General features: G+C 71.8%; 19 protein-coding genes. 10 read left to right on the plus strand and 9 right to left on the minus strand.

Going from position 1 to position 23,634, the window contains the following annotated elements; genetic code table 11:
- Positions 1–10: 10 nt before the first annotated feature.
- On the minus strand, positions 11–2,758 hold the full coding sequence (locus tag ACQ9ZG_RS12935) for a penicillin acylase family protein (RefSeq protein WP_109915101.1): 2,748 nt from the start codon (positions 2,756–2,758) through the stop codon (positions 11–13).
- Between the two features lie 375 nt (positions 2,759–3,133).
- Here ACQ9ZG_RS12935 and ACQ9ZG_RS12940 point away from each other — a divergent pair, with 375 nt between their 5' ends.
- From ACQ9ZG_RS12940 to ACQ9ZG_RS12965, 6 genes are all read left to right on the plus strand, one after another.
- A complete protein-coding gene (locus ACQ9ZG_RS12940; RefSeq protein WP_258312120.1) occupies positions 3,134–4,627 on the plus strand; it encodes a potassium/proton antiporter in 1,494 nt (497 codons plus the stop codon).
- 420 nt (positions 4,628–5,047) lie between these two features.
- On the plus strand, positions 5,048–6,328 hold the full coding sequence (locus tag ACQ9ZG_RS12945) for an MFS transporter (RefSeq protein ID WP_018492690.1): 1,281 nt from the start codon (positions 5,048–5,050) through the stop codon (positions 6,326–6,328).
- Between the two features lie 66 nt (positions 6,329–6,394).
- The gene (locus ACQ9ZG_RS12950; protein ID WP_109915099.1) at positions 6,395–6,730 is read left to right on the plus strand and encodes an FmdB family zinc ribbon protein; all 336 of its coding nucleotides are present in this window, start codon (positions 6,395–6,397) and stop codon (positions 6,728–6,730) included.
- A gap of 161 nt (positions 6,731–6,891) precedes the next feature.
- Positions 6,892–7,776 (plus strand): S-methyl-5'-thioadenosine phosphorylase, encoded by an 885-nt coding sequence (locus ACQ9ZG_RS12955; RefSeq protein ID WP_028417502.1) that lies wholly within the window; start codon positions 6,892–6,894, stop codon positions 7,774–7,776.
- Positions 7,777–8,067: 291 nt separating this feature from the next.
- The gene (locus ACQ9ZG_RS12960; protein ID WP_499280525.1) at positions 8,068–8,769 is read left to right on the plus strand and encodes a hypothetical protein; all 702 of its coding nucleotides are present in this window, start codon (positions 8,068–8,070) and stop codon (positions 8,767–8,769) included.
- A gap of 113 nt (positions 8,770–8,882) precedes the next feature.
- Positions 8,883–9,449 carry a large conductance mechanosensitive channel protein MscL gene (locus ACQ9ZG_RS12965; RefSeq protein ID WP_499280527.1) on the plus strand — a complete coding sequence of 189 codons (567 nt, stop codon included), beginning with the start codon at positions 8,883–8,885 and terminating at the stop codon, positions 9,447–9,449.
- Positions 9,450–9,495: 46 nt separating this feature from the next.
- On the opposite strand, the gene ACQ9ZG_RS12970 is transcribed toward ACQ9ZG_RS12965, so the two are convergent.
- From ACQ9ZG_RS12970 to ACQ9ZG_RS12995, 6 genes are read right to left on the minus strand one after another with little or no spacing between them, the layout of a single operon-like run.
- Positions 9,496–9,726: a hypothetical protein gene (locus tag ACQ9ZG_RS12970; RefSeq protein ID WP_028417499.1), complete on the minus strand. Its 231-nt coding sequence runs from the start codon at positions 9,724–9,726 to the stop codon at positions 9,496–9,498.
- A 58-nt stretch (positions 9,727–9,784) separates the two neighbouring features.
- Positions 9,785–10,180, minus strand: coding sequence for a hypothetical protein (locus ACQ9ZG_RS12975; RefSeq protein ID WP_109914855.1), 396 nt, complete (start codon positions 10,178–10,180; stop codon positions 9,785–9,787).
- Positions 10,177–10,890: a Rieske (2Fe-2S) protein gene (locus tag ACQ9ZG_RS12980; protein ID WP_499280529.1), complete on the minus strand. Its 714-nt coding sequence runs from the start codon at positions 10,888–10,890 to the stop codon at positions 10,177–10,179. The genes ACQ9ZG_RS12975 and ACQ9ZG_RS12980 overlap by 4 nt, the downstream gene beginning before the upstream one ends.
- Positions 10,887–11,489, minus strand: a complete 603-nt coding sequence (locus tag ACQ9ZG_RS12985; RefSeq protein ID WP_015609150.1) for a 4Fe-4S dicluster domain-containing protein — start codon at positions 11,487–11,489, stop codon at positions 10,887–10,889. Before ACQ9ZG_RS12985 ends, ACQ9ZG_RS12980 begins: the two co-directional genes overlap by 4 nt.
- A 6-nt stretch (positions 11,490–11,495) precedes the next feature.
- On the minus strand, positions 11,496–13,823 hold the full coding sequence (locus tag ACQ9ZG_RS12990; RefSeq protein WP_109916457.1) for a molybdopterin oxidoreductase family protein: 2,328 nt from the start codon (positions 13,821–13,823) through the stop codon (positions 11,496–11,498).
- Entirely contained in the window at positions 13,820–15,013 is a 1,194-nt protein-coding gene (locus ACQ9ZG_RS12995) for an MFS transporter (protein WP_375138340.1), read from the minus strand. The genes ACQ9ZG_RS12990 and ACQ9ZG_RS12995 overlap by 4 nt, the downstream gene beginning before the upstream one ends.
- A gap of 283 nt (positions 15,014–15,296) precedes the next feature.
- Here ACQ9ZG_RS12995 and ACQ9ZG_RS13000 point away from each other — a divergent pair, with 283 nt between their 5' ends.
- Positions 15,297–16,532 (plus strand): P1 family peptidase, encoded by a 1,236-nt coding sequence (locus ACQ9ZG_RS13000; protein ID WP_499280531.1) that lies wholly within the window; start codon positions 15,297–15,299, stop codon positions 16,530–16,532.
- Between the two features lie 290 nt (positions 16,533–16,822).
- The gene (locus tag ACQ9ZG_RS13005; protein WP_018489961.1) at positions 16,823–17,569 is read left to right on the plus strand and encodes a DUF6227 family protein; all 747 of its coding nucleotides are present in this window, start codon (positions 16,823–16,825) and stop codon (positions 17,567–17,569) included.
- Between the two features lie 139 nt (positions 17,570–17,708).
- Here ACQ9ZG_RS13005 and ACQ9ZG_RS13010 read toward each other — a convergent pair whose 3' ends face one another.
- Positions 17,709–19,241 (minus strand): MFS transporter, encoded by a 1,533-nt coding sequence (locus ACQ9ZG_RS13010; RefSeq protein ID WP_109915503.1) that lies wholly within the window; start codon positions 19,239–19,241, stop codon positions 17,709–17,711.
- Positions 19,242–19,303: 62 nt separating this feature from the next.
- Between ACQ9ZG_RS13010 and ACQ9ZG_RS13015 the strand changes: the two genes are divergently transcribed.
- Positions 19,304–20,380 carry a helix-turn-helix transcriptional regulator gene (locus ACQ9ZG_RS13015; protein WP_109915502.1) on the plus strand — a complete coding sequence of 359 codons (1,077 nt, stop codon included), beginning with the start codon at positions 19,304–19,306 and terminating at the stop codon, positions 20,378–20,380.
- 347 nt (positions 20,381–20,727) lie between these two features.
- Here the strand turns inward: ACQ9ZG_RS13015 and ACQ9ZG_RS13020 are convergent, their stop codons facing one another.
- The gene (locus ACQ9ZG_RS13020; RefSeq protein ID WP_026237871.1) at positions 20,728–21,729 is read right to left on the minus strand and encodes a sigma-70 family RNA polymerase sigma factor; all 1,002 of its coding nucleotides are present in this window, start codon (positions 21,727–21,729) and stop codon (positions 20,728–20,730) included.
- Positions 21,730–22,260: 531 nt separating this feature from the next.
- Between ACQ9ZG_RS13020 and ACQ9ZG_RS13025 the strand changes: the two genes are divergently transcribed.
- Positions 22,261–23,448, plus strand: coding sequence for a questin oxidase family protein (locus tag ACQ9ZG_RS13025; protein ID WP_109915501.1), 1,188 nt, complete (start codon positions 22,261–22,263; stop codon positions 23,446–23,448).
- Positions 23,449–23,634: the final 186 nt, after the last annotated feature.

Below are 23,634 nucleotides of genomic sequence, written 5' to 3' on the forward strand. Positions count from 1 at the left end.
ACAGCTACGGCTACGGCTTCAGTGTCAGCGTGTCGACCGTGGACTCGTCGACCGTCTCCGTACCGAAGGACCAGTCGAGCAGTTCGCCCTTGGCCCACTTGTCCGTCTGGTCGGTGTAGTGCGCGTTGAACGCGTGCCCGGAGGCGCCGGTGAGGTTGATCCAGCGGGACTTGTCCCAGTCCCCCACGTTGACGACCATCCGCATCGACGGCACCCAGACGACCTCGTAGCCGCTCGCCGCGTTCCAGCCGGTGGCGTTGACCGCCGCCTCGCCGCCGCCGAGGTTCCAGGGACCCCGGTTCAGCGCCCGCTTGAGCAGGTCGGGCCCTTCGGTGCCGAGGGTCTGGTTGGTCAGCGTCAGGCGGTGCAGCCGGCCCCAGCTCCAGGTGGAGATGTCCTTGCCGAGCTTGGCGGTCAGCTCCCAGCGCGCGTCCTCCAGCGCCCGGGCAAAGAGGTCGTCACGGTTCTCCAGCGCCTGCTCGCGGCCCCGGGAGGGCGCCTTCCACCACTCGTTGTCCTGGTCCTTGACGATGTCGCGGACCACCTGGAACCAGCGGTCGCCGCCGTCGGGCTGTGCGGAGTCGCCGTCGCGCTGGCCGCACTCCCGTACGAGCTTGTGCTGCTGGTCGGCCGGGCCGCTGTTCCTGGCCGGCGGCACGTTGATGCAGTCGCCCTTGACCCGCAGCTCCTTGGGGAGCTTGTTGCCGAAGGCGAGCTTGAGGATGTTGCGCCAGACGCCGTTGAAGTACGCGGCGGCGGCCGAGTCGGGCTCCTGGGTGTAGTCCCAGCCCTCCAGCAGCTTCTGCGCCTCGCGCACGCTCGGGTCGGAGACGTTGATCTTCAGCAGTTCGGGCACCAGCAGCGCGGCGATCTCGCTGGTGTTGTCCATCTGCATCTTCTGCATGTCGTCGGTCGAGACCTTCTCGCCGCCCTTGATCTTCTGGGCGATGAGGTCGTTGATCCGCTGGCTGCGGGTGCCGTAACCCCAGTCCTTGGTCAGCAGGTGGGGGTAGGTGCTCTCGTCGATCACGGCCTGGTTGGCGGTGACGATGTAGCCGCGCTCCGGGTTGTACTCGTAGGGCAGCTCGTCGAACGGGACCGGCTCCTTCTTCCAGCCGTACGCCGGGTCCCAGCCGGGGCTGGGGAGCGTGCCGTCGCCCTTGAGGCGGACCGGGATCGTGCCCGGCGCCTGGTAGCCGATGTTGCCCTCGGTGTCGGCGTAGATGAGGTTCTGCGAGGGGACCTCGAAGTTCTTGGCGGCGGCCCGGAAGGTGGTGAAGTCCTTGGCCCGGTTGATCGCGAAGACCGCGTCCATGGACTTGCCCGGCTGGAGCGCGGTCCACTTCAGCGCGACGGCGTAACCGTCGGCGCGGTCGGGGGCGGAGTTGCCGACGGGGGCCTTCTGGCCGACCTTGTCCAGCTCCTTGCTGCGGTCGGAGACCAGGGGGCCGTTGTTCGTCTCACGGACGGTGATCTTCCGGTCCCTGCCGCCCGCGACCTTGATGATCTCCTCGCGGGTGACGAAGGACTTCACCTTGTTGTCGTACAGATAACCGTCACCGGAGACCTTCTCCAGGAAGAGGTCGGTGACGTCCGCGCCGAGGTTGGTGAGGCCCCAGGCGATGTCCTTGTTGTGGCCGATGATCACACCGGGCATCCCGGAGAAGGTGTAGCCCGCGGTGTCATACCGGCAGGACTGGGAGACCTCCCGGCAGTGCAGCCCCATCTGGTACCAGAGCGAGGGCAGCATCGGCGCCAGGTGCGGGTCGTTGGCCAGCAGCGCCTTGCCGGTCGTCGTGTGCTCGCCGCTGACGACCCAGGAGTTGGAGCCGATGCCGTTGCCGTTGGGGCCGAGCAGCGCGGGGATCTCGTCCAGGGTGTCGGCGAGCGCGGAGAGCTGGGTGTTCAGGCCCTCGGTGGCGCCCTGCGCGGTCTGGGAGCCGATGGTGCCGGACGGGGCGGCGTCGGGGTCGAACTTCCCGGTGACCGGGGAGACGGCGCCGCGGTCGACGATCGGCTGGTGCGTCTTGTACGGGTAGTCCGGGTACAGGTCCCGGATCTGGGCCTGGTCGAGCCGGCTGGTCAGCAGCGAACGGTCGATCTCGTCCTGCATGTTGCCGCGCAGGTCCCAGGCCATCGCCTTGAGCCAGGCCACCGAGTCGACCGGGGTCCACGCGCCGGGCTTGTAGTCGTTGGTCAGGCCGAGCGCCGCGTACTCGACCGAGATGTCCCGGCCTTCCTTGCCCTTCAGATACGCGTTGACGCCGTCCGCGTACGACTGGAGGTTCTTCTTGGTCTCGTCGTCCAGGACCTTGTCGTACTCCTCCTGCGCGACCTTCCGCCAGCCCAGCGTGCGCAGGAAGGCGTCGGTCTCCACCTGGCCGGAGCCGAACATCTCGGAGAGCCGGCCCGCCGTCATATGACGCCGTACGTCCATCTCCCAGAAGCGGTCCTGGGCGTGCACGAAGCCCTGGGCGCGGAAGAGGTCGGCGTCGGTGTCCGCGTAGAGCTGGGGAACGCCGTACGCGTCCCGCTTGACCTCCACGTCGCCGGAGAGGCCTTCGAGCGTGATCGTCCCGGTGGTCTGCGGGTACGAGGCCCGCACCGTCGAGACGGACCAGTAGGCGCCGAACCCGACACCCGCGACGAGCGCCAGCACCAGGACGAGCAGAAGAAGGCGGACGCGGCGCCCCTTCTTCTTCCTACCGGGCTTCTTCGCGTCGGAAGGAGCGGAAGAGTCGGTTGTATTGGCGGGCATCGCTGTCCTTCGAGGGGCAGGGTGGTCCTGGGGGTGCAGGAGCAACCATAGGCGCAGCCGAGAAGCCACTCGGACGCGGTATAGGGATGCATCCATTTGCGCGTATCCCTCGTACGGGCACGCGAAGCCCCGCCGACCTCACCGGGCACCCGCCGGTGCCGTCACGGACGAACGCGCAAACCACCGGGAACGAACGCACAAGCCGTCAAGAACGAACGCGGAACCCATCAAGAAAGCGTTAAAGATTAGGTAAGGTAACGAAGTACTGGCTGCCGGAGGACGATCCGGCCGGCGTACGCAGGGAAGGAACGGACCCTGACTGTCCACGCGCTCAACGAACTCCTGCTCGTCTGCTCGCTCGTCCTGCTCGTCGCCGTGGCGGCGGTACGGATCTCCTCGCGCAGCGGGCTGCCCAGCCTGCTCCTGTATCTCGGCATCGGGATCGCCCTCGGGCAGGACGGCATCTTCGACGTCAAGTTCGACAACGCCGAGCTGACCCAGGTGATCGGCTACGCCGCCCTGGTCGTCATCCTCGCGGAGGGCGGACTCGGAGCGAAGTGGAAAGAGGTCAGGCCCGTCCTGCCGGCCGCCGCGGTGGTCTCCACCGTCGGCGTCGGCATCAGCGTGGGCATCACGGCCGCCGCCGCGCACTACCTGGTCGGCCTGGAGTGGCGCCAGGCCCTGATCATCGGCGCGGTCGTCTCCTCCACCGACGCCGCGGCCGTCTTCTCCGTGCTGCGCAGGGTCCCGCTGCCGTCCCGGATCACCGGCGTGCTGGAGGCCGAGTCCGGCTTCAACGACGCCCCCGTGGTCATCCTCGTCGTCGCGTTCTCCGCCGTCGGCCCGGTCGAGCACTGGTACGTCCTGATCGGCGAGATCGCCCTGGAACTGGCCATCGGCGCCGCCATCGGCATCACGGTGGGGTGGCTGGGCTCGCTCGGACTGCGCCATGTCGCCCTGCCCGCCTCCGGCCTCTACCCCATCGCCGTCATGGCCATCGCCGTGATGGCGTACGCGGCCGGCGCCATGGCCCACGGCAGCGGGTTCCTGGCGGTCTACCTGGCCGCCATGATCCTCGGCAACTCCAAGCTGCCGCACTGGCCCGCCACCCGGGGCTTCGCGGACGGGCTGGGCTGGCTGGCCCAGATCGGCATGTTCGTGCTGCTCGGCCTGCTGGTCACCCCGCATGACCTGGTCCAGGACTTCTGGCCCGCCGTCGTGGTGGGGCTGGTGCTGACGATGGTGGCCCGGCCGCTGTCGGTCTTCCTGAGCCTGGCGCCGTTCCGGCTGCCGGCCCGCGAGAAGGCCCTGATGTCGTGGGCCGGGCTGCGCGGGGCCGTGCCCATCATCCTGGCGACCATCCCGATGGTCTCCGGGGTGGAGGGCAGCACCAGGATCTTCAACATCGTCTTCGTGCTCGTCATCGTCTACACCCTGATCCAGGGCCCCACCCTGCCGTGGGTCGCGGCCAAGCTGAAGATCGCCGACGACCAGGCCGAGGCCGACGACCTGGGCGTCGAGTCCGCCCCGCTGGAGCGGCTGCGCGGCCACCTGCTGTCGGTCGACATCCCCGCGAAGTCCCGGATGCACGGCGTCGAGGTCGGCGAGCTGCGGCTGCCGCCCGGAGCCGCGGTCACGCTGGTGGTCCGCGAGGAGCAGAGCTTCGTGCCCTCCCCCACCACGGTGCTGCGGCGCGGCGACGAGCTGCTGGTGGTGGCGACCGATCCGGTGCGCGACCAGGCGGAGGCCCGGCTCCGGGCGATCGACGAGGGCGGCAAGCTGGCCGGCTGGCTGGGCACGGGCAACAGCCCCGCGCGGAAGGCCGGACTCGCGGACGACACCCCTCGCGCCGGCGCGCGCCAGCAGTAGGCATCACCTGCCAGCACGCCCGCACGCCCGCACGCCCGCAGTAGACCTGCCCATTCCCTGACAAGGAAGCATCCCCAAGGGACGCCCCCCCCTATAGGACGCACTCCCATAGGACGCACTCCTATAGGGCGCTGATCACAGGCCCACCGGGAAGCCCTGCGCACATTCACAGGCACACAGGGCTTCCCGGCCTGTACGATAAAGGCACACTGATCGACCAACTCTGTCTGATGCAGAGCTGGCGCGACCGTATGGCGGTCGTGGTGTCTCTTCGCCCGGCGTTTCTCCGCCGCTGGCAGCGAGTCGCCCGGCATCTACCGCAGTTCCGCGCGAAGAGGACAGCTCTCGGCCGCTTCCGTCCGGCCCGCCCCACAAAGGCGCCAGGAAGCAGCGCTACCAGGCGGCAGAAAGGCAAGGACCGTGGCGACCACGGTCACCGACCGCCCCGGTTACGGGCAACTGCTCCGCACCCCTGGTGCGTGGACCTTCCTCCTTCCGGGTTTCGCCGCACGGCAGCCCTTCGCGATGCTGACCATCGGCATCGTGCTGCTCGTCCAGCACACCACCGGCTCCTACGGCAGCGCCGGGGCCGTGGCGGCGGTCGCGGGCGTCTCCATGGCTCTGGTGGCCCCGCAGGGCGGCAAACTCGCCGACCGGTTCGGCCAGCGGGCCGTGCTGCTGCCCGGCGTCCTGCTGCACGCCGCCTCCGGCAGCGCGCTGGTGGCCCTGGCGCTGGCGGACGCGCCCCTGTGGGCACTGTTCGCCGCCGCGGTGCCCACCGGCGCCTCGGTCCCGCAGATCGGCCCGATGGTGCGGGCCCGCTGGGCCGCGATGCTGGGGGCCACCCCGGACCGGCCCGCCTCCCCGCTGATGTCCACGGCCGCCGCCTTCGAGTCGGTGACGGACGAGTTCACCTTCGTGCTCGGACCGGTGATCGCCACCGCGCTCTGCACCGGCGTGCACCCGGCGGCCGGACTGATCACCGAGGCCGCCCTCACCCTGGTCGGCGGTCTGCTCTTCGCCGCGCAGCGCGCCACCGAGCCCACCCCCCGGCCCGCCGCCACGGCCGAGCGGCCGCACACCTCGGCGCTCTCCGTGCCGGGCGTCCGGGTCCTCATCGTCGCCTTCCTGGGCATCGGCGCGGTCTTCGGCGGGATGCAGGTCTCGCTGACGGCGTTCACCCAGGAGATCGGCCACCCCGGCATGAACGGTCTGCTGTACGGGATCTTCGCCGCGGGCAACATGCTGGCCGGCATCGTCTGCGGTGCCGTCGCCTGGAAGAGCAGCCCGCAACGCCGCCTCGTCGTCGGCTATGTGGCGCTGACCCTCATGGCCTCCGGCCTCTGGGCCGTGCACTCCGTACCGCTGCTGGCCGGACTCGGTCTGCTCGTGGGCCTCTGCATCGCTCCGGCGCTGATCAGCGGCTACACCTTGGTCGAGTCGCTGGTCCCGGCCACCGCCCGTACCGAGGCCTTCACCTGGCTGACCGGCGCCGTGGCGCTGGGCCAGGCGGCCGCGGTGACCGTGGCGGGCCAACTCGCCGACGCCCGCGGTGCGAGCACCGGATTCCTGGTCCCGCTGGCCGGTACCGTACTGGCGCTGGCGACCCTGCTGGCCCTGCGCTCGCGGCTGGCACCGAAGTCCGCGGGCCGCACGGTGGCACGTGGGATCGGTCACCGAGAGCCGGTCACGGTGGACTGATCCCGCGGAATGCGTCAGTATGGAGCGTCGTTAGCACTCATTGAGTGAGAGTGCCAGGAGGAGCAAGTGCCGACCTATCAGTACCAGTGCACCGAGTGCGGCGAGGGCCTCGAGGCGGTGCAGAAGTTCACCGATGATGCCCTGACCGTGTGCCCGAGCTGCGACGGACGCCTGAAGAAGGTGTTCTCTGCGGTCGGCATCGTCTTCAAGGGTTCCGGTTTCTACCGGAACGACAGCCGCGGCTCCTCGTCGAGCAGCACGCCGGCCTCGTCGACCTCGAAGTCGTCCGACTCGGGTTCGTCCTCGTCGTCCACGTCGACGGGTTCGGACACGAAGTCGTCCGCCTCCTCGTCGTCGGCCCCCGCGCCGGCTTCGTCGTCGAGCGGTACGTCGGCCGCCTGAGCCCACGTACGCCCCACCTGCACCATCCGCACCACCCTGCTTTTCACCGGACCCCGCCGAGCCCCTCGGCGGGGTCCGGTCGTGTGCCGGCCTCCGTGTGCGCGCTCGGCGGGTCCGGTCACGTCCGTCCCGGAAATCGCTCCTCCGGATACGGTGATCACATGGCGAACGCACATACGGAAACGTCGGAAACGGGCTCCGGTACGGGTACCGAGGGTTCCGCGGAGATCGGTGTCATCGGCGGCTCGGGCTTCTACTCCTTCCTGGAGGACGTCACCGAGGTATCCGTGGACACCCCCTACGGCAAGCCCAGCGACTCGGTCTTCCTCGGCGAGATCGGGGGCCGCCGGGTGGCGTTCCTGCCCCGCCACGGCCGCGGTCACCACCTGCCGCCGCACCGCATCAACTACCGGGCCAACCTCTGGGCCCTGCGCTCCGTCGGGGTCCGCCAGGTGCTGGGCCCCTGCGCCGTCGGCGGGCTGCGCCCGGAGTACGGACCGGGCACGCTCCTCGTCCCGGACCAGCTGGTGGACCGCACCAAGAACCGCGTGCAGACCTACTACGACGGTGAGACCCGCGCCGACGGGACCGTACCCCACGTCGTGCACCTGGGCTTCGCCGATCCGTACTGCCCCGAGGGCCGTAAGGCGGCGCTGGCGGCGGCGCGCGGCCAGGACTGGGAGCCGGTGGACGGCGGCACCCTGGTGGTCGTCGAGGGGCCCCGCTTCTCCACCCGGGCGGAATCCCGCTGGCATGCGGCGATGGGCTGGTCGGTGGTGGGGATGACCGGGCATCCGGAAGCCGTCCTCGCCCGGGAACTGGGGCTCTGCTACACCACGATGACCCTCGTGACCGACCTGGACGCGGGCGCGGAGGCCGGGGAGGGCGTCTCCCACGAGGAGGTGCTCCGGGTCTTCGCGGCCAACGTGGACCGGCTCCGGTCGGTGCTGTTCGACGCGGTGGGCGGGCTGCCGGCCACGGACAGCCGCGACTGCGTCTGCTCCCACGCGCTGGACGGGATCGACACGGGGATCGCCCTGCCGTAGGGGTGTGCCGGCACAGGACCGTGGTGCCCGAAGGGGGCAGGCGGTGCCGAACCGTAGCGGCCGGGTGACCGTACGGGTCGTGCTGCCGGATCGTGTTGCTGGGTCGTGCTGCGGGGCAGTGCTGCCGGGTCGCGAGGTGGCCGGTCCGCCGGATCGGGTGACGGGGTTTTCCACAATCCCGGAGTTGTCCACAGGCCCCGGCGGGATGTGCGCGGATCGTGGATCGTGAGGGGAGTTCGGCCGGGACCTCCGGCCGGGCTCCCCTCGTCGCGTCCGATCGCAGGTGAAGCCATGTCTCCGTCCTCCTTCTCCGTCCCCGACCGTTCCGCCCTCCACCACTGCGGCCACTCCGCTCCCTCCGGCGCCTCCGGCCGTGCGAAGCCGCCGCCCAGGCCCCCGGCACCGCCGCCCGCACCGTGCGGGGTGGGGCCGTTCGCGCCCCTGCGGGTTCGGGGCGGCGGGGCGTACCGGCTGCGGCGGATACTGCGCAGGCGGCGGCGCACACTCGCCACGGGGCTCGCCCTGGCGGGCGCGGCCCTGGCCACGACGGGCGGCCTGAGCAGCGCCGGTTCCGGCACGGGCGCCCCGGAGGCGGCGGCATCGGACACGGCATCCCCGGGCACGGGGGTCTCGGGAATGCCGGTCCCCGGCGCGGCCGCCGTGTCCGGTGCGGCGTCCGATACGGCGGTGGGGGCCGGGCACCCGTCCGCTCGTCTCGTCTCCGCGCCGGTGCGGATCGCGGACGCGGCGACGGTACGGCTCCTGCGCCCCGGAGACCGGGTCGACGTGATCGCGGTCGGCGAGGCGGGCGACGACGCCCGACTGGTCGCGCGGGACGTGCGGGTGGCCCGGGTGCCGGGCGGGCCCGCCGCCGGGGCTCCGGCGGCGGACGGGGCGCTGGTGATGCTGTCGGTGGAGCGGTCCACCGCCACGGCGCTGCTGGGTGCGGGCGCCGCGGGACGGCTGGCGGTGGCGGTGTCCGATGCGAACTGACGCGCTCTCAAGTCACCCGTGCGCATTAGCGGATTGGACAGCTTCACCTTCTCCCGCCTTAGGTGGCGGAGCAGTTTGCTCCCCTCACCGCACATGCGAAAGAAGGCTCACCTGTGAGCGAGAAGAAGGTCAGTCTCCTGGAGGGCTTCAAGGCCTTCCTGACGCGCGGCAACGTGATCGATCTGGCGGTGGCCGTCGTCATCGGCGCCGCGTTCACGAACATCGTGAACGCGTTCGTCAAGGGCATCATCAATCCGCTGGTCGGCGCGTTCGGCACGCAGGACCTGGAGAACTACAGCTCCTGCCTCCGGGGCCCGTGCACGACGGATCCGGCCACCGGCGAGATGGACGGGATCGAGATCCTGTGGGGATCGGTGCTCAGCGCCGCCCTCAGCTTCCTGATCACCGCAGCCGTCGTGTACTTCCTGCTGGTGCTGCCGATGGCGAAGTACCTGGCCAAGCGAGCGCAGATGCAGGCCGCGAAGGAGGGCGTGCAGGAGACGCTGGAGGTCAGCGAGCTGGAGGTGCTCAAGGAGATCCGCGACGCCCTGATCGCGCAGCGCGGTGGTGGCGGCGCGGCCGGTGTCGGCGGGCCCGGTGCCGGCGGGCCTGGTGTCGGGGGCGCCGGTGGGCCCGGCGAGAGCGGCGGGGCGCTGCCGGGCCGGGACGAGGGCCGGTAGCCCGCCGGTCACCGGTTCGGATGTGGTGGGGCGGCTTCTCGCCGGTTCAGATGTGGTGCGGCGGCTTCTCGTCGAGGAAGCGGGCGAGGTCGGCGGCGCCGGAGCCGCCCGAGGGCCGCTCGCCCCATCCCCGGTCCGTGTCGTCCGCGGACTGCTGGTCCAGCGGATCGTCGAAGATCAGAGCCGGCCTGGGCTTCGGTTCCCGCGGCTGCTGTACCTGGGGCTGCTGTGGCCGGGGCTGCTGCTTCGCGTCTCGCGGACCGGGGGTGGCACTCATGGTTCCAGGGTACGGCCGTCGGCCGTGGCGTCCGGGCGACGGCCGTCGAGGGCGGCCGTCAGCGGTCCTTCGGGTCGAGCAGCCAGAGAGCCAGCACGACGAGGAACGACAGGCAGAGGAAGCCGGCTCCCCACCAGGCCGTGCCGGTGTTGCCCTCCATCCACTCGTCGATCAGCACGGTCAGCCCCCAGAGCTGGCCGACGACCACGGTCATCGCCAGGGCGAGGCGTGCCGTGAGCTTCGAGGAGCGCTCGGGTTCCTGGTCGGTGCCCGCCCCGGGGCCGGGCCCGGTGTGGCGGACGCGCGGGTCTCCGTACCCGCTGGTGGGGCGGATCTGGGGATACCGCTCGTGGACGGGCCGGTTCAGCGCGGGGTCGGCGCTGCCCGGGTGGTACGTCGGGTGGTGACTGCCCGGGGGCGGCAGCGGCTGCTCGGGGTGCGGGGCGTCGGTCATGCCCGCCCGCCGGGGGTCTCGGTGGCATCGGCGGTGGCGGAGGCCCCGGGGCCCGGCGCCCGGGGTGGGGCTTCGGCGCCGCCGCCGATGTCGGGACAGCCGATACGGGCGGCGAGGTCGGGGCGCTCGCCCCCGAGCCCGCGGCAGAGACCCGCCTCGACGCTCTCGCCGGAGCGGGTGGTCCCGATCGCCCAGATGCTGCCGTCCTCCTCCTCGATGACGACGACCTTCGGCAGTCCGCGCGGAGGCGGCCCCGCGGTCACCTCACCGGAGCGGGCGTCGAAGACGCCCTCGTGGCAGGGGCAGTACAGCTCGCCCTCCCGGCCCCGGTCCTTGCGCCACAGGACCGCGCAGGCGAGGTGGGTGCAGACGGCGGAGTAGCCGACGAGCGTGCCGTCGTCGAGCCGCACGGCGACGGCCCGGTCCTCCTCGCCCGGGTAGCGGAAGGCGATGGACTCGCCGGGCGGGAGCTGCTGGGCGATGCGTCTGGCCTCGGGGGCCTGGCCGTCCTCGTCGTCGCCGTGGCGGTGCAGGATGCCCGCGGCCACGCCGATGCCGCCGAGGGCGAGGCCGCCGGAGACGGTGGTGACGATCCGGAGGTAGTCGCGCCGGGTGGTGAGGGAGTCGGCGGCGATCCGGTCCTGGAGCGCCTCGCGCGGGTCTCCCCCGGCCGGGCGCTCGCCGCCCGGCTGCTGCTCGGTGACGCTCATCGGCGGACGTCCTTCCCGTTGATCTCGACGACGGGCAGTCCACCGGGGACCGGCCACTGCACCTTCTCGGCGGGGACGACCATGGCCACGCCGGTGCGGACCTCGGTCTCGCCGAAGACGAAGGTGTCGGCGACCTGCACGCCGGGACGCTCGGCCTGGAGTTCCTCGACGGTCCCGTAGAAGAGGGCGCCGGTCGGGCAGACGGTGGCGCACATGGGGGCGAGGCCGTAGGCGGTGCGGTCGTAGCAGAGGTTGCACTTCAGCTGGAGCTTGGCGCCGAGGTCGATCTTCGGCACGCCGAAGGGGCAGGCGTTGACGCAGTTGGCGCAGCCGATGCATCGGGTGGTGTCGGCCTGCTGCACCACACCGTCGGCGGTGACCAGGATCGCGTCGGCGGGGCAGACCTCGGCGCAGGGGGCGACCGGGTCCTCGCAGTGCATACAGACGGTCGGAAGGGAGGCGACGGAGTGGCCCTCGTCGGTGTAGTCGAGATGGATCATCGATTTGCCGCGGTGCGAGTCGCATTCGCGGCAGGCGGAGACACAGGCCTGGCAGCCGATGCAGCGCCCCGGGTCGATGAAGATCGTTCTGCCCATCATGGGCCTTCAGCTCCTCTCCGAGGTGCCACGGCCCTGGGGGGACGTGGGCGGCAGCGGGTCGGTACGGGAGACCTGGGTCTCCGGGTAGGCGACATGGCCCGGGGCGACCGGCGGGGCGGGGACCTCGTCGATCCGGTCGGCGTGCTCGACGCGGCAGGCGCACACCTTGTACTCGGGGATCTTGGAGCGGGGGTCGAGCGCGTCGATGGTGAGGGCGTTGGCCGCGGTGGGGACGGGCCAGTGGTAGGGGACGAAGACGGTGTCGGGACGGATCGCCTCGGTGACCAGGGCGGGGAAGACCTCGCTGCCGCGCCGGGTCACGATCCGTACGGGCTCGCCGTTGCGGAAGCCGTGGGAGGGGTGGATCTCGGCCCAGGGGCGCGGGGTCTGCTCCACGAGGGCGCCGAGCCTGCGGGTCTGGTTGCCGGAGAGGAAGTGGGCGACGGTCCGGCCGGTGGTGAGCGACATGGGGAACTCGTCGTCGTACGGGTCCATCGGCGGGTGCCACTCGACGACCTGGAGGTGGATCTTCCCGTCGGGGTGGTAGGTCCTCCCGTCCTCGAAGAGGCGCGGGGTGCCGGGGTGGTCGGTGGTGGGGCAGGGCCAGGCGATGCCGCCGGTCTCCTCCAGGCGCTCGTAGGTGATGCCGTAGTAGTCGTTGACGGTTCCGGCGGAGGCGGTGCGCAGTTCCTCGAAGACGGACCGGGAGTCGGAGAAGTCGAACTTGTCGCCGGCGCCGAGGCGGCGGGCGAGTTCGCACATGACCCAGGTGTCGGTACGGACGCCGGGGGGCGGGTCCTGGGCCTTGTTGTGCTTGACCACCCGGGCCTCGGCGTTGGCCATCACCCCTTCGTCCTCGGCCCAGGTGGTGACGGGGAGGACGACGTGGGCGTTGGCGGCGGTCTCGGAGAGGAAGAAGTCGAACTGGGCGTGGAACTCGGTGGCGTCGTACCCCTCCTTGACCACCCCGTAGTTGGGGAGGGAGACGAAGGGGTTGTTGCAGATGCCGATCAGGCCGCGGATCTCGCGGCGCCGCATCTGCCAGACCATCTCCATCATGGAGGTTCCGGCGGGCGGGAGTTCGGACTCCTCGATGCCCCAGATCTCGCAGATCTGACGGCGGTGCTCGGGGTTGGTGATGGAGCGTCCGCCCGGGAGGAGGTCGGACTTCTGGCCGTGTTCGCGGCCGCCCTGCCCGTTGCCCTGGCCGGTGATGGTCCCGTATCCGGCACCGGGTTTGCCGATGTGGCCGGTGGCGGCGCACAGGTTGATCACGGAGAGGCAGTTCTCGACGCCCTGCGAGTGGTGCTCGATGCCACGGGCGTGCCAGGCCATGGCCCTCGGAGCACGGGCGAAGGCGCGGGCGACCTGGACGATCTGCTCGGCGGGGATGCCGCAGATGGCGGCGGCTCGGGAGGGCGGGTACTCGGCTGCCTTGGCCTTGACCTCCTCCCAGCCGGTGGCGTGGGCGGCGAGGTAGTTCTCGTCGGTGAGCCCTTCGGCGATGACGACGTTCAGTACGGAGGTGAAGAAGGCCGAGTCGGTGCCGGGCTTGAGGGCGACGTGGATGTCGGCGGTCCGGGCGATGGCGGTCTCGCGCGGGTCGACGACGATGAGGCTCGCCCCGCGGTCCCGGGCTCCCCAGACGTACTGGGTCATCACGGGGAAGCACTCGCCCACATTGGAACCGGCGATGAGCAGGCAGTCCGTGAGGAGGATGTCGGAGAAGGGGTTGCCGGCCCGGTCGATGCCGAAGGCGAGCTTGTTGGCACCGGCCGCGCTGACCATGCAGAGGCGGCCGTTGTAGTCGACGTGCCGGGACTTGAGGGCGACCCGGGCGAACTTGCCCACCAGATACGTCTTCTCGGAGAAGAGGCTGGCGCCGCCGAGGAGCCCGAAGGCGTCGTTGCCGTAGGTCTGCTGGATGCGCCTGATCTCGGAGACGGTGAAGTCGAGCGCCTCCTCCCAGGAGACCTCGCGGAACTCCTCGTCGCGGGAGCGGCGCATGAGCGGGGCGGTGAGCCGGTCGGGGTGGTTGACCTGCTGGTAGGCGTTGATGCCCTTGGGGCAGAGCCGCATCCGGTTGATGTCGTGGTTGCGGGGTTCGACGCCGAAGACCTTGCCGCAGTGGTCCACGCGCAGATACATCCCGCACTGCACACCGCAGAAGCAGCAGTGGGTGGGGACGAGCGTCTCGCCGTTCTGGTCGGCGTGCCACCGGTCGGCCGGGATACCGCCCGCGTCCCGGAAGGCGCGGGTGCCGGGCGGTGCGAGGGAGGGGTCGAGCGGGATGAAGGTGCGGCGGTCGGCGGCGGCTCGCGGTTCCGCGGTCACTTGAAGCCCTTCTTCACATGGGAGAGATAGGCGCTGCCGCGCAGCACCCGCTTGCAGCGCGGGCAGTACTCGGCCCAGGCGTCGAAGTCGAGGCTCAGGTCCCGCATGGTTCCGCGCAGGTTCTCGACGTACGGGCCGGTGTCGATGGGCTCTTCGCAGCGCCGGCAGGCGAAGACCTTGTCGTCCTGGCGGCCGGTGTACTTGAACAGCTGCATACCGACCGCGGCCGGGCGCTGGACGATGTGGAAGAACTTCCCGAACGGGATGTAGATGAGCGTGAAGACGACCGAGGCCATGTGGAGGATCGCCAGGAACTGGTAACCGCCGCCGTGCAGGAAGATCGACGAGAAGGTGAGCAGCAGTCCGGTCACGGAGATGACGATCAGCGCGATCAGCGGCACCAGGTCGTAGGCGAAGCGCTGGCCGGTGGAGGCGCCGCGGTCCTTCATCCGGCGCCAGAGGAAGTACGAGGCGCCGGGGATGACGAGCACGGCGGCGATGTCGAGGCCGTGGAACATCAACCAGCCGAGAAGGGAGAGCGAGTCGAATCCGAGGATCTTGAAGCCCCAGATCCGCATCTCGTAGCCGGGCCCCGACCCGTTGCCCGAGGTGAAGGTGAACCAGCCCCAGGTGAGCGGGAAGGTGATCAGCGCGGCGAGGACGCAGCCCCAGAAGATCAGCTGGTGGGCGGCCCAGCGGGCGTGGGACCGGGCGCCGAGGAACTTCTGGAAGCCGAGGTAGGTGGCGATCATCCTCGGCAGGGCGGTGGGGGCCCTGCGGAAGTTCTCGTACGAGAAGAGGCTGCGCCACCCCTGCCGGAAGAGGCGCCGGGCGCCGGGGGCGGAGATCCAGACGGTGTAGCGGTAGGCGACGCCAAAGGCGAGGAAGACGGTGGCGACGGCGTACGGGAGGAGCGCCGAGTCGAAGTTCCGCAGCATGCGGCTGCCGAGCACGATCGCGAGGATCAGCAGGCCTGACACCACGGCCCCGGCCAGACTCGCCCGGACGGTGACCGACCGGAGGCCGGCCGCGGTACGGGACGCACCACCGGCCTCGGAACCACCGGTCTCGGCACCACCGGCCTCGGAACCACCGGAGGGTGGCGGCTCGGCGGAGGCGGGGGCCTGGGCGGGGGTGGCCGGGGCGGTGGGGGTTGCGCGGGGTGCAGGGGGCTCTGGCGGCTCGGTCACTCGGCCACCGTAGGGCGATTTACTGCACTTGGTTCCGTTTTAGGCGATACGGGGGTGAGGGGGTCGCCCGGACAGATGCAGGAGGCGGGGGCGGGGTGGGGGTGCGGGCGCGGGGCGGGGGCAGGGGGCAGGGGGCGCGGGGGTGGGTGGGGAGGGGCGGGGGGGGAGGCCCCCAGGAGGGTGGTGGGGAGGCTGGAGTGGGGGCAGGCGCAGGGGCGGCGGTACGTTCGGGGCGTGGGTACGAGGCTGCGCCTGTCGCGGGCGCCGAACCGAGGAGCGCGCCATGACCGCCGAGGAACCACAGCCGCTGTCGCCGGACGCCCCGGGCGCCCTCAGCTCATCGGATGCCCTGGACTCCTCGGCGGAGGGTGCGCGGAGCGGCTCGGCGGAGGGTGCGCCGGGTGGTTCGGTGCGGGATGCGTTGACCGACGTGGCCGGGATTCGGGTCGGGCATGCGGAGGTGGCAGGGGCCGGGGCGTTGAGCGGGACGACCGTGGTGCTGGCGCCGGAGGGCGGGGCGGTGGCCGCCGTGGACGTGCGGGGCGGCGGGCCGGGGACCCGGGAGACGGACGCGCTGGACCCGCGCAACCTGGTGCAGCGGGTCGACGCGGTGGTCCTCACGGGCGGCAGCGCGTACGGCCTCGACGCCGCGTCCGGGGTGGTGGCCTGGCTGGAGGAGCAGGGCCGGGGCGTCCGGGTCGGCGCGGAGCCCGGACAGGTGGTGCCGGTCGTTCCGGCGGCGGCCCTCTTCGACCTCGGCCGGGGCGGCGCCTGGCGGGCCCGCCCCGACGCGTCGACCGGCCGCTCCGCCGTGGAGGCCGCCGCCGCCTCCGGTCCGGGGGCGGCGGTGGCCGAGGGGAGCGTGGGCGCGGGCACGGGTGCGGTGGCCGGGCAGCTGAAGGGCGGCATCGGCACGGCGAGCGTGCGGCTCCCCTCCGGGGTCACCGTCGCCGCCCTGGTCGCGGTGAACGCGGCGGGCTCGGTGCTCGATCCCCGTACCGGAGTGCTGTACGGGGAGTACGGGGCCGAGGAGCCGCCCGCGTTCCCGGCGGCCGCGACCCATGCGGCGGCGGTGCGGCGGCTGGAGCAGGCCCGGGAGGCGACGGAGGCGGCCGCCGGCGGGGTCCCGCCGTTCAACACCACGATCGCGGTGGTCGCGACGGACGCGGCGCTCGTCCGGGCCCAGGCGCAGAAGCTGGCGGGTACCGCCCACGACGGCATGGCCCGTGCGGTGCGCCCGGTCCATCTGCTGACCGACGGGGACACCGTGTTCGCGCTCGCCACGGGCCGGGTGGCGGTGGAGTCGGAGAATCCGGCCGCGGTCAACGAGATCCTCGCGGCGGGCGCCGACGTACTGGCCCGCGCGATCGTGAAGGCCGTACGCGCCGCCCGGAGCGCCCAGGGGCCCGGCGGCACCTTCCTCGCCTACACCGACCTCTACGGGCCGGGAACGGGACCGGGGACGGGGCCAGGGCCAGGAACGGGACCGGAGGCGGGGCCGGGGGTGGCCCTGGCCTGAGCGCCGGCGCCTGAGGCCAGACCCCGCCGCACCAGGGCCCCACTCCCCGACCCCGCGCCATCGAACCCCCTCGGCGGGGGCGCGCGGCGGTCCGGGGAGGGGCGCGCGGGCGCTCGACTCGCAACTGTGGCAGGGGAGTTCACCCGCAACCGCCCGAAATGCACCGGGAACAGACGGGGAACTTATCTCGTACGCCTTACGTTTTTACGAACCCCGGTCACGATGTCAGACCCAGGGACTACGTTAAGCACGCACCAAGTAACACGCGGCGACGGCCTGGAGACAGCACCTTGAGCGATCCGTATGAGACAACCGAGCAACACCTCGACCGACTCCTGCGACGCGCCCTCAACTCTTTCGACCTTCCCGACAGCACGGTCGACCTGCTCGGTTCGGCGCTGGCGCACAGCAGTTCACTGCACTCCTCGCACCACAGCCCCGTCCTGCACCGGGAGACCTACCGTCACACCTTCCTTCTGACCGACGGCTCCGATCTGACCCTGTGGGAGCTGGTGCACAGCTGCGGCCGCGACGAGCGGGAGCCCCGGCGCCACGAGTTGTACGCCGACGAGGGCGACGCCCACATCGCCGCCGCCCGGCTGGCCGGGAGCCTCTCGGACGCCCCCGCCTTCGGCGAGGAGGCGGGCCGGGGGGACATGGAGACCCTGACGGTCCTGATGTCCGCTCCCCCGGTCCCGGCACCCCGGACGTACGCCCCCGACAACTCCGCCGACCACGCCCGCCGGGTGCTGCGCCGCGCGGAGAACGGGGACCGCCCGGGCGAGGAGAAGGCCCGGCTGCTCCGGGCCGCCTTCGCCCACCACATCACCCAGGTCTTCGGGCGTCAGTGCGAAGTCGACGGCCAGAAGGCCGGGTTCACGCTCTACGAGCACGCGTTCCTGCTGCTGGACGGCAGCGAGACGAGCCTGTGGGAGGTCGAGCACACGGCGACCCCCGACGGCCGCCACATGTGCGAGGTGTACGAGGACGAGGAGACCGCCCGCGCGGCGATGGAGAGCCGCACCGGAATCTGCTGACCCGGGACGGGTCCCGGACCGGGGCGGGCCCCGATGAAGGGAGCCGCCACCGGCCCCGGACGCGGACCGGCCCGGCTGCCGGTCCGGACGACCGGCCGCCCCCGCCACCGGACCGCCCCGCCATCACCCCGGACGCCGCTCAGACCTTCAGGACCGGTTCCGCCGTGAGCGGGGTGTCGTCGGGCGCCGCGGCCTCGCCCTCCACGTGGGCCTTCGGCCGGGCCGGCAGGGCGAACATCAGCAGGAAGATCACCGAGAGCACTCCGGCCACCCACCACAGCGACTGCTGGAACGCGTCCACGAAGGCCGGGCCGATCTCCTGCGGTGCCAGCCGGTCGCCGATCGCGCCGAAGAAGACCACCGAGACCAGACCGAGGCCGAGCGCGGTGCCCATCTGCTGCACGGTGTTGATCAGACCGGACGCCGAACCGGCGTGCTCCTTGGGCACTTCGGAGAGGATCGCGTCGGTCAGCGGGGCCACGATCAGCCCCATCCCGACCCCCATGACGACCAGCGGGACCGCCATCTGCCAGGAGGTGATGGCCATGCCGTAGTGCTCGGCCTCCCAGAGGTAGACCAGCAGCCCGGCGACCATCAGGAGCGCGCCCGCCTGGAGGACCTTGCGGCCGAAGCGGGGCACCAGCTTCTGTACGGAGATCCCGGCGGCCACCGAGACGGCGACGGAGAACGGGATGCCCGTCGTACCGGCCCGCAGCACGCTCCAGCCCAGCCCCATCTGCATGTAGAGGGTCCAGACCAGGAAGAAGATGCCGAGGCCGACGCCGAAGGTGAGCTGCACGGCGATGCCCGCGGCGAAGCTCTTGACCCGGAACAGGGACAGTTCGATCAGCGGTGAGCCGTCGATGACCGCCTTCTGCCGCTGGTGCCGTACGAGAAGGGCGAAGACGAAGAGGCTGCCGGCCATCGAGAAGTGGCCCCACCGCGGCCAGTCCAGTTCGTGTCCGCGGGTGAGCGGGTAGATGAGCATCAGCATCGCGAGCGTGACCAGGCCGACGCCGACGAGGTCCAGCCGCATGGCCCGGGGCGCCTTGGACTCGGTGATGAACTTCGCGCCGAGGACCAGCCCCGCGATGCCGACGGGCAGGTTGATCAGGAAGATCGGTCGCCATCCGAGGCCGAAGAGGTTCCACTCGGTCAGCAGCGCGCCCAGCAGCGGCCCGGAGACCGCGCCGAGGCCGACGACCGCGCCGAAGAGGCCGAAGACCTTGCCGCGCTCGTGCGCCGGGAAGGTGGCGTGCACGATCGAGAGGACCTGGGGCACCATCAGCGCCGCCGTCGCGCCCTGCAGGATGCGGGCGGCGACGAGTACGTCCGAGTTGGGCGCGAGACCGCAGAGGGCCGAGGCGACCGTGAACCCGGCGATGCCGATGAGGAAGAGCCGCTTGCGCCCGTAGATGTCGCCGAGCCGTCCGCCCGTGATCAGTCCGGCGGCGAACGCGAGGGCGTAACCGGCGGTGATCCACTGGATCGCGGAGACGGAGGCCCCGGTGTCCCGGGTGATGCTGGGGATCGCGATGTTGACGATCGTGACGTCGACCAGGTCCATGAAGGCCGCGGTCATCACGATGGCGAGGGCGAACCAGCGACGCCGGTCGGCGGGGGCGGGGGCGGAGTTCGCTGCCGGGTGCGGCAGCGCTGCGGAGGAAGACATGGGGAGAACCTAGATCTTCTTTAGGTCTGATCCTGTCCTGTTGGGGTCGCATCCTGGTTCCCATGACCGACACCACCCCGGCACGCCTGCTGAAACTGCTGTCGCTCCTCCAGACCCCGCGCGAGTGGCCCGGCGGGGAGCTGGCCGAGCGGCTCGACGTCACTCCGCGCACGATCCGCCGCGATATCGACCGGCTGCGCGAACTGGGCTATCCGGTCGAGGCCTCGCGCGGCTCGGCCGGCGGCTACCGGCTGGTCGCGGGGGCCGCCCTGCCGCCGCTCGTCCTGGACGACGAGGAGGCGGTCGCCATCGCCGTGGGGCTGCGGGCCGGCGCCGGGCACGCCATCGAGGGCGTCGAGGAGGCCTCCGTACGGGCGCTGGCGAAGCTGGAGCAGGTGCTGCCCGCACGGTTGCGGCACCGGGTCTCGTCCCTGCAGAACGCCACGGTGCCGCTGGCCCGGGGCGACGGGTCCACCATCGATCCGCGGACCCTGACGGCGCTCGCCGCGGCGGCCACCGGACAGGAGCGGCTGCGGTTCGCGTACCGCAGTGGCGAGGGTACGGAGACGAAGCGGCAGGTCGAGCCGTACCGGCTGGTGAGTACGGGGCGGCGCTGGTACCTGGTGGCGTACGACCTGCTGCGGGAGGACTGGCGGACGTTCCGGGTGGACCGGGTCTCCGAACCGTTCGCGACGGGCGCCCGGTTCACGCCCCGGCCGCTCCCCGGGGAGGACGGGGGCGGGGCGGAGGACGCGGCCCGCTACTTCGCCCGGTCGATGGCGGGCAGGCAGCCGGAGTTGCGGCTGGATGTGTGGTTCGCGGCTCCGGCGGAGTTCGTGGCGGCCCGGCTGCCTCCGACGCTCGGGGTGCCGGAGGCAGCCGGGCCGGAGCCGGTGTCCGGGCCGGAGCCGGTGTCCGGGCCGGAGCCGGTGTCCGGGCCGGAGAGGGAGAACCCTGGCGGGGAGAACACCGGAAGCGCCTGCCGGTTGCGCTCCTCCTGCACGGACTCGCTGGAGTGGGTGGCACTGCGACTGGCGCTGGTGGACTGCGAGTTCACGGTGCAGGGGCCGCCGGAGCTGGTGGAACACCTGGGGCGACTGGGCGCCCGGTTGACCCGCGCGGCGAAAGCGCCCCGGTGACCTCGCGCGGCGGGCACGCCCCGTTCATCCGCGTGATGCGGGCGGCGGGCACGCCGCCTTGATGCGCGTGGTGTGTGCGGCGCACGTGATGTGTGCGGTGCGGGGTGATGCGGGTGATGTGCGTGATGCGTGCGGCTGACTGCCTGGCAGGCCTACCGGGGGGGGGCGGGGAAGGGCAGCCCCTGCGCGTGGGACCCCTGACATGGATGAGCCCCGGCGCCGGGGGGGGTGGGCGCCGGGACTCAGTTCCGGGGACCGGCCGCGAGGGCCGGTCGGGGTGACCGGTGGAGAACCGGTCGGTCGGCCGGGGTGAACCGGCTTGATGGGGAGGCTAGCGGGTTATCCGCTCACGCCACAGCGTCAAAGCCCGTGTCGTGTGCCATTCGCTTCAATTCGAGCAGTGCGTGCTTCTCTATCTGCCGGATCCGCTCCCGGGTCAGGCCGTGCTGCTTGCCGACCTCGGTCAGCGTCCGCTCGCGGCCGTCCTCGATGCCGTACCTCATCTTGATGATGGAGGCGGTCCTGTTGTCGAGCTTGCCGATCAGGTCCTCCAGCTCCTCGCTGCGCAGCAGCGAGAGCACCGACTGCTCGGGCGAGACGGCGGAGGTGTCCTCCAGCAGGTCGCCGAACTGGGTGTCCCCGTTGTCGTCGACGGACATGTTGAGACTGACCGGGTCGCGGGCCCAGTCCAGGACGTTGCCCACGCGCTCGGCGTTGGTGTCCAGCTCGGCGGCGATCTCCTCGTGCTCGGGATCGCGGCCGTTCTCCCGGTTGAACTCGCGCTGGACACGGCGGATCCGGCCCAGCTCCTCCACCAGGTGGACGGGGAGCCGGATCGTGCGGGACTGGTCGGCTATGGACCGGGTGATGGCCTGGCGGATCCACCACGTCGCGTACGTGGAGAACTTGAAGCCCTTCGCGTAGTCGAACTTCTCGACCGCGCGCACCAGGCCCGCGTTGCCCTCCTGGATCAGGTCGAGCAGGGGCAGCCCCGCGCGCGGGTAGCGCCGGGCCACGGCAACGACGAGGCGGAGGTTGGAACGGATGAATATGTCCTTGGCGCGCTCGCCATCGGCGACCAGCGCCTCCAGCTCCTCACGCGTCGCACCACCGGCTTCGCTCTCGGCCTCGCCGTCGAGGATCTGCTGGGCGTAGACGCCCGCCTCGATGGCCTGGGAGAGGTCGACTTCCTTGGCGGCGTCGAGCAGCGGCGTACGAGCGATCTCGTCCAGGTACATGCCGACCAGGTCGCGATCGGCGATCTCCCCGCCCACGGCGCGAACACTGCTTGCCCGGTCGGTCCCACCGGAGGTGGTGGACGAACGACGGGCGACGGCACGGGTTGCCATGCGTGCTCCCTTGCTGAGTAGGTCGCGACACCCTTCCGGGTGCCCTGCATCCGATGGAAACAACGACTGGAATCCGGACAGAATTCCCATGCCACCCATTCATTTTCGCGATCATGCAGTACCCTGTCCGGCGCCGAGCGGCGGACGCCTCGTGCGGGTACCCCCGTAAGCCCAGGTCAGGGCTGGTTTCTCCGGTGCACCGGAGGCCCTGGCGGGGCCGGTGACAGCCGGTCCGGTGAGATGGCGCTCACCGGATGCCACACCCTTGGGGCAGAACGCCACGTCCGGATCACCCCGGCGTCCGGGCCTCCGGGGGCCGCGGAACCCCCGGGAGCGCCCGAACCGCTCCGACCTCGCGTCTACCCAGGAAGACGATCCGTATCGCCTCGGGGTTGCTCGCGTCACCCCCGGCCCGGGTCACACCCGGGGTCCTCGGCGGCAGGCCCTAGGTCCCGAGGCGGAGGTCCGTCCTCCGCCGACCGGGACCTCAGCCCGATCCGCCGGGCCGTCCGCGCGCCTACCGTGAGATCCATGACGGACACCCAGCGCAACCACGCGGTCACCCCGGCGGACGGCCACCGGAACGGGGACGGGCGCCGGAGCCCGGCACCCGGCACCTCGGGCACCTCCGCCTTATCCGATGCCTCGGGCACCTCCGGCCCGAAAGGTTCCAACGGCTCCAACGGCTCCCCGGACGCCCACGACACCTCGGGCACCCTCGACGAGGCCCTGGAGCGCATCCATCTGGCGGGGCCCGAGCGCGACGGCTGGCTCAGCAACCACGCGCCCATGGCCGTCGAGGCCCTGGTGCGGCGCGGGCAGGCACCGGCCGTGCACCGCTGGCTCGACCAGTACCGCTCCCGGCTGGAGGACATGCCGGGCTCCGTCGAACCGGTGACCTCCGGGAACTGGCACGAGGCCCTCGGCGACATCGACCGCGTCGGCGACTGGACGGTGTTCTTCGAGCGGGAGACCGAGAGCCTCCCGTGGCGTGCCGTCCTCGCGGAGTGGTGGCCCCGGCTGCTGCCCGGCATCACGGGCGGTGCCACCCACGGGGTGATCCGGGTCGGCCACTCCGTACTGACGCTGCTGGACGGCGAGGAGACCGCCCCGCGCGTACGGGAACTGGCCCACGCCCTCGCTTACTGGGCCGCCCGCTTCCAGCCCCTGCCCCCGCTGGAGCGCCTCGCCGGGCCCGCCGACGCGGCCGACGCCCTGGAACGGGTGCCGCTCATCGCGGAGCAGGACGGCGAGATGCTGGTCCGGCTCGGCCGGCTCACCGCCTTTCCCGACTGGCCCGGCGCGCTCCCCCAGGGGCCGGAGGCGGTCCGTACCGCGCTCCAGGAGCTCATCACGGCCGCCACCCACCGTTACGCGACCCACGGGCACGCCTCGCCCATCATGCTGGTCCACGCGGCGACCGCGCCCAACGCGGTCCTGCGCGCCCTGCCCGCGCTCCCCGACTCGCTGTGGGTGCCGAGCCTGCACGCGGCCTGGACGGCGAGCGCCGCGGTGACCTCCGCCTACGGGCCGCGCGAGGGGGTGGCGGTAGCGGAGCTCCGGAGCGGGCCGCGGGATCCGCAGGAGGTGTTCGAGCGGGCGGCGGCACACGGTGACGACCACACGATCAAGTTCGCCGACACGGCGCTGGACGTGGGGGACGCGACCGCGCTCATCGCCGCGGGGCGCGCGGCCGAGCTGAACACCCCCGTCTGGTGAACCCCGGGCCTCCGTCCGCCGCCCCGGCGGGCCGACCGCCGCCGCACCCCGCGGCCCCGTCGGCCCGGACCGCACCGGGCCCGGGAGGGGCCGCTTCCGCGGGACCGGAAGCGGCCCGACCGGTCCCGGGCGAGTCCGCCTCCCCCGGGCCGGCCTCCCCCGGACCGGAGCCGGAGCTTCCCGGGC

Origin of the sequence: Streptomyces araujoniae, from assembly GCF_050871195.1 — a bacterium.
Classification (GTDB): domain Bacteria; phylum Actinomycetota; class Actinomycetes; order Streptomycetales; family Streptomycetaceae; genus Streptomyces; species Streptomyces bacillaris.